Here is a 4,928-nt window from a genome sequence, read left to right as displayed (position 1 = left end):
GTCCGGCGGGGGTCGGCTCGGCGGCCTCGGCGGCGCGCCTGGCCAGCGCGGCCCGGGCGGCGGCCAGGGCGACCCGGGCGAGCAGCGGGTCCTCCCGCAGGCCCGCCGTGTGCTTGGACGTCTGACAGGGGGAGCACCAGAGCGGCGAGGCCGGGCCGTCCGGATAGACCATGCCCTCCGGCGGCAGGTAGTGCCCACCGCACTCGACGCACTCGAAGACCAACCTCATCCGACGATCACCGTCCCGGATCCGTGGCACCGACCGCAGGGTGACCAGAAGGTGTGAACGCTGGGCACCATGCTTCCTTCCTCGTCCAGTTCGACCGTTGCCTCGGTCTTCTGGGTCCCCCCGGACCCGCCGCAGCCGGAGCAGGACTGAACCTCGGGCATATGCCGTCCTTCCGTGGCGGAGCACCACCGTAGCGCGATTTTCCGTCAGGAAGCACCGCGCGCGGCGATCCACCACCCGTACGGGGAGCGCGAGTCGGGCCCGCGCGCCCCGGGGCGACGGCGAACGGGGAACGGCGTCGGCCCCTCGCGATGAGCACCAGCGCGAGGGGCCGACGGATCAGGGGGTGGAGGCTCAACCGCGGGCGGCCCGCAGGAACTCCCGGTTCATCGCCGCGATGCTGGGCAGCGGGATGCCCTTGGGGCAGGCGGTGGCGCACTCGCCGGTGTTGGTGCAGCCGCCGAAGCCCTCGGCGTCCATCGCCGAGACCATGTTCCGGACCCGGGCGGAGCGCTCCGGCGCGCCCTGCGGCAGCACGTTGAGGTGCACCACCTTGGCGGACGTGAACAGCATCGCCGAGCCGTTCGGGCAGGCGGCCACGCAGGCGCCGCAGCCGATGCACTCGGCGTGCTCGAAGGCGGTGTCGGCGGCCTCCTTGGGGACGGCCGTGGCGTGGGCTTCGGGGGCGCTGCCGGTGGGGGCGGTGATGTAGCCGCCGGAGCCGATGATCCGGTCGAAGGCCGAGCGGTCCACCACCAGGTCCTTGACCACCGGGAAGGCCGCGGCCCGCCACGGTTCGACGTCGATGGTGTCGCCGTCCTGGAAGTGCCGCATGTGCAGCTGGCAGGTGGTGGTGCGCTCGGGGCCGTGCGCCTGGCCGTTGATGACCATGCCGCAGGCGCCGCAGATGCCCTCGCGGCAGTCGTGGTCGAAGGCGACCGGCTGGTCGCCGCGGGTGATCAGTTCCTCGTTGAGGGTGTCGAGCATCTCCAGGAAGGACATGTCCGGGCTGATGCCGCCGACCTGGTAGGTGGTCATCGAGCCGGGTGCGTCCGGGCCCGCCTGGCGCCAGATGCGCAGGGTGAGGTTCATGCGTAGCTCCGCTGGGTGGGGTGGACGTGCTCGAACTCGAGCTCCTCGCGGTGGAGGACGGGCGCCCGGCCGGTGGCGGTGAACTCCCAGGCGGCGGCGTAGGAGTACTCCTCGTCGCGCCGGGCGGCCTCGCCGTCGGGGGTCTGGCTCTCGGTGCGGAAGTGGCCGCCGCAGGACTCGGCGCGGTGCAGGGCGTCCAGGCACATCAGCTCGGCCAGTTCGAAGTAGTCGACCAGCCGGTTGGCCTTCTCCAGCGACTGGTTGAGCTCCTGGCCGGTGCCGGGCACCTTGATCCGGCGCCAGAACTCCTCGCGCAGCTGCGGGATCCGCTCCAGGGCCCGCCTGAGCCCGGCCTCGTCGCGGGCCATCCCGCACTCCTCCCAGAGGAGTTCGCCGAGTTCGCGGTGGAAGGAGTCGGGGGTGCGGTCGCCGTCGACGGAGAGGATCAGGTTGAGCCGGTCCTCGACCTCCGCCTCGACCTCGGTGAGCACCGGGTGGTCGGCGGGCACGGCGGTCACCGGGTTGCGGGCCAGGTAGTCGTTGAGGGTGGGCGGCAGGACGAAGTAGCCGTCGGCGAGGCCCTGCATCAGCGCGCTGGCGCCGAGCCGGTTGGCGCCGTGGTCGGAGAAGTTGGCCTCGCCGACCGCGAACAGGCCGGGGACGCTGGTCTGCAGGTCGTAGTCGACCCAGAGGCCGCCCATCGTGTAGTGGATCGCCGGGTAGATCCGCATCGGCACCCGGTACGGGTCCTCGGCGGTGATCCGCTCGTACATGTCGAAGAGGTTGCCGTACTTGGCCTCGACGGCGTCCCGGCCCATCCGGCGGATGGCGTCGGCGAAGTCCAGGTACACGCCCTGGCCGCCGGGGCCGACGCCGCGGCCCTCGTCGCAGACGTTCTTGGCGGCCCGGGAGGCGATGTCGCGGGGCACCAGGTTGCCGAAGGAGGGGTAGATCCGCTCCAGGTAGTAGTCCCGCTCCTCCTCCGGGATCTGCCCGGGCGGGCGGGTGTCGCCCGCGGCCTTGGGCACCCAGATCCGGCCGTCGTTGCGCAGCGACTCGCTCATCAGGGTGAGCTTGGACTGGTGGTCGCCGGAGCGCGGGATGCAGGTGGGGTGGATCTGGGTGAAGCAGGGGTTGGCGAAGTAGGCGCCGCGCCGGTGGGCCCGCCAGATCGCGGTGGCGTTGGAGTTCTTGGCGTTGGTGGAGAGGTAGAAGACGTTGCCGTAGCCGCCGGTGGCGAGGACGACGGCGTCCGCGGTGTGGCTGGTGATCTTCCCGGTGACCAGGTCGCGGGCGACGATGCCGCGGGCCCGGCCGTCGACCACCAGCAGGTCGAGCATCTCGGTGCGCGGGTGCATCTCCACGTTGCCGGCCGCGATCTGCCGGGAGAGCGCCTGGTAGGCGCCGAGCAGCAGCTGCTGGCCGGTCTGGCCGCGGGCGTAGAAGGTGCGGGAGACCTGCACGCCGCCGAAGGAGCGGGTGTCCAGCAGGCCGCCGTACTCGCGGGCGAACGGCACGCCCTGGGCCACGCACTGGTCGATGATCTCCACCGAGACCTGGGCGAGCCGGTGCACATTGGACTCGCGGGCGCGGAAGTCGCCGCCCTTGACGGTGTCGTAGAACAGCCGGCGGACCGAGTCGCCGTCGTTGCGGTAGTTCTTGGCCGCGTTGATGCCGCCCTGGGCGGCGATCGAGTGGGCGCGCCGCGGGGAGTCCTGGAAGCAGAACTGGACGACGTGGTAGCCCTGTTCGGCGAGGGTGGCGCCGGCGGCGCCGCCGGCCAGGCCGGTGCCGACCACGATCACGGTGTGCTTGCGCCGGTTGGCCGGGTTGACCAGCTTGGCGTCGAACCGCCGCTGGTCCCAGCGCTGTTCGATCGGTCCGGTGGGGGCCTTGGTGTCGGCGATCGGCTCGCCGAGGGCGTAGTCCAGGTAGCTCATCTCAGCCCTGCTCACGTCACCGCTGTTCACTTCATGACCGCTCGCTTCACGACTGTTCGCTTCATGACCGCTCGCTTCACGACTGTTCACTTCACGACTCCGAACATCACGGCCACGGGGACGGACAGGAAGCCGGCGGTCAGCACCAGCGCCAGGCCGTTGGCCGTCAGCTTGAGTGCCTTGTCGCGGCGGGCGTTGTTGGCGCCGAGGGTCTGCGCGGCGCTCCAGAAGCCGTGCCGGATGTGCAGGCCGACGGCCAGCATCGCGACGATGTAGATCACGTCGCTGTACCAGCGGCCGAAGGTGCCGACCACGTTCTGGTAGACGTGGCCGTGCTCGGCGACCGGGTTCACGGTGAGCGTGGTGAGGTCGAGGATGTGCCAGACCAGGAACAGCGCCAGGATCACCCCGCCCCAGCGCATGGTGCGGGTCGCGTAGCTCGCGCGGCGGCGCTGGTGCACGTACTTGCTGGGGCGGGCGGCGAGGTCGCGGCGGCTGAGCTGGTACGCGGACACGCCGTGCAGGACGACGGAGGCCAGCAGGACGACCCGGGCGATCCACAGGAACCACTCGTGGCCGAGGAAGGGCTGGCCGAGGGTGCGCAGCCAGGCGGCGTAGCCGTTGATGTCGTCGGGGCCGAAGAAGACCTTGAGGTTCCCCAGCATGTGCGCGACCAGGTACAGCAGCATGACCAGTCCGGTGACGGCCATGACCGCCTTCTTGCCGACGGTCGACCGCCACAGGGTCGCCAAGGTGGACGGATGCCGGCCCGTCCGAGTCGCGGTTGTCATGCCAGCAACGGTAGGGACGGCCACAAGGGTGCGTCCAAGACATGCTGCGGCTGGTGACGATAGTCAGGGCCTATCGTCGCGGCTTAACCTGGTTGCGTGCAGCTCCAGCAACTCCGCTATTTCCTGGCCGTCGCCGAGACCCGGCACTTCACCCGGGCCGCCGACGCCGAGCATGTCGCCCAGCCCTCGCTCTCCCAGCAGATCCGGTCACTGGAACGGGAGTTGGGGGCCGAACTGTTCCACCGCACCCGGGGCAACATCGCCCTCACCGACGCCGGGGACGCCCTGCTGCCGCTGGCCCGGCGGATCCTCGCGGACACCGAGAGTGCCCGCCTCGCCGTCCAGGAGACGGTGCAGCTGCGCCGCGGCCGGGTGCGGCTGGGCGCGCCGCCGAGCCTGTGCACCAGCCTGGTGCCGGACGTGCTGCGGGTGTTCCGGGACCGCTACCCGGGCGTCGCGCTGGGGGTGCGGGAGGGCGGCTCGCGCGATCTGGTGCGCTGGCTGGCGGCGGGGGAGCTGGACCTCGCGCTGATCATCACCCCGCCCAGCGGGGAGGCCGCGCCGGCCCTGGCCGTCACCGAACTGCTGCACGAGGAGCTGGTGTTGGTCTCGGCCGCCGGGCCGGCCCGGCGCCCGGTGCGGGTGGCGGAGCTGCGGGGGCGGCCGCTGGTGATGTTCCGGGAGGGCTACGACGTCCGGGAGGCGGCCCTGGCGGCCTGCCGGGCGGCCGGGTTCGAGCCGGAGTTCGCCGTCGAGGGCGGCGAGATGGACGCGGTGCTGGGCTTCGTCCGGGCCGGGCTGGGCCCGGCGGTGGTGCCCGGGATGGTCGCGGCGCGCTCGGGGCTGTCTGTCACCCCGTTCGCCGGGCCGGGGCTG

5 protein-coding genes are annotated in these 4,928 nt (G+C 71.8%); 1 reads left to right on the top strand and 4 read right to left on the bottom strand.

The window, feature by feature from the left end:
• The 4 genes from BG452_RS29815 to BG452_RS29800 form a co-directional block, all read right to left on the bottom strand.
• Positions 1-229, bottom strand: a 229-nt coding sequence (locus BG452_RS29815) for a hypothetical protein (protein ID WP_188307464.1), incomplete at its 3' end; no start/stop codon positions are given.
• Between the two features lie 354 nt (positions 230-583).
• Positions 584-1,321: a succinate dehydrogenase/fumarate reductase iron-sulfur subunit gene (locus tag BG452_RS29810; RefSeq protein ID WP_188307463.1), complete on the bottom strand. Its 738-nt coding sequence runs from the start codon at positions 1,319-1,321 to the stop codon at positions 584-586.
• On the bottom strand, positions 1,318-3,261 hold the full coding sequence (locus tag BG452_RS29805; RefSeq protein ID WP_188307465.1) for a fumarate reductase/succinate dehydrogenase flavoprotein subunit: 1,944 nt from the start codon (positions 3,259-3,261) through the stop codon (positions 1,318-1,320). The genes BG452_RS29810 and BG452_RS29805 overlap by 4 nt, the downstream gene beginning before the upstream one ends.
• A gap of 86 nt (positions 3,262-3,347) precedes the next feature.
• Complete coding sequence (locus BG452_RS29800; RefSeq protein ID WP_188307462.1) at positions 3,348-4,052, bottom strand: succinate dehydrogenase cytochrome b subunit; 705 nt, start codon at positions 4,050-4,052, stop codon at positions 3,348-3,350.
• A 96-nt stretch (positions 4,053-4,148) separates the two neighbouring features.
• On the opposite strand from BG452_RS29800, the gene BG452_RS29795 reads away from it, so the two are divergent.
• Positions 4,149-4,928: LysR family transcriptional regulator (locus tag BG452_RS29795; RefSeq protein WP_188307461.1), on the top strand; the 780-nt coding region annotated here is incomplete at its 3' end.

Source organism: Streptomyces sp. CBMA123, from assembly GCF_014596465.1.
GTDB lineage: Bacteria > Actinomycetota > Actinomycetes > Streptomycetales > Streptomycetaceae > Kitasatospora.
Note: the sequence above shows the minus strand (reverse complement) of the source record. Positions and strands in the feature narration are given on the sequence as shown.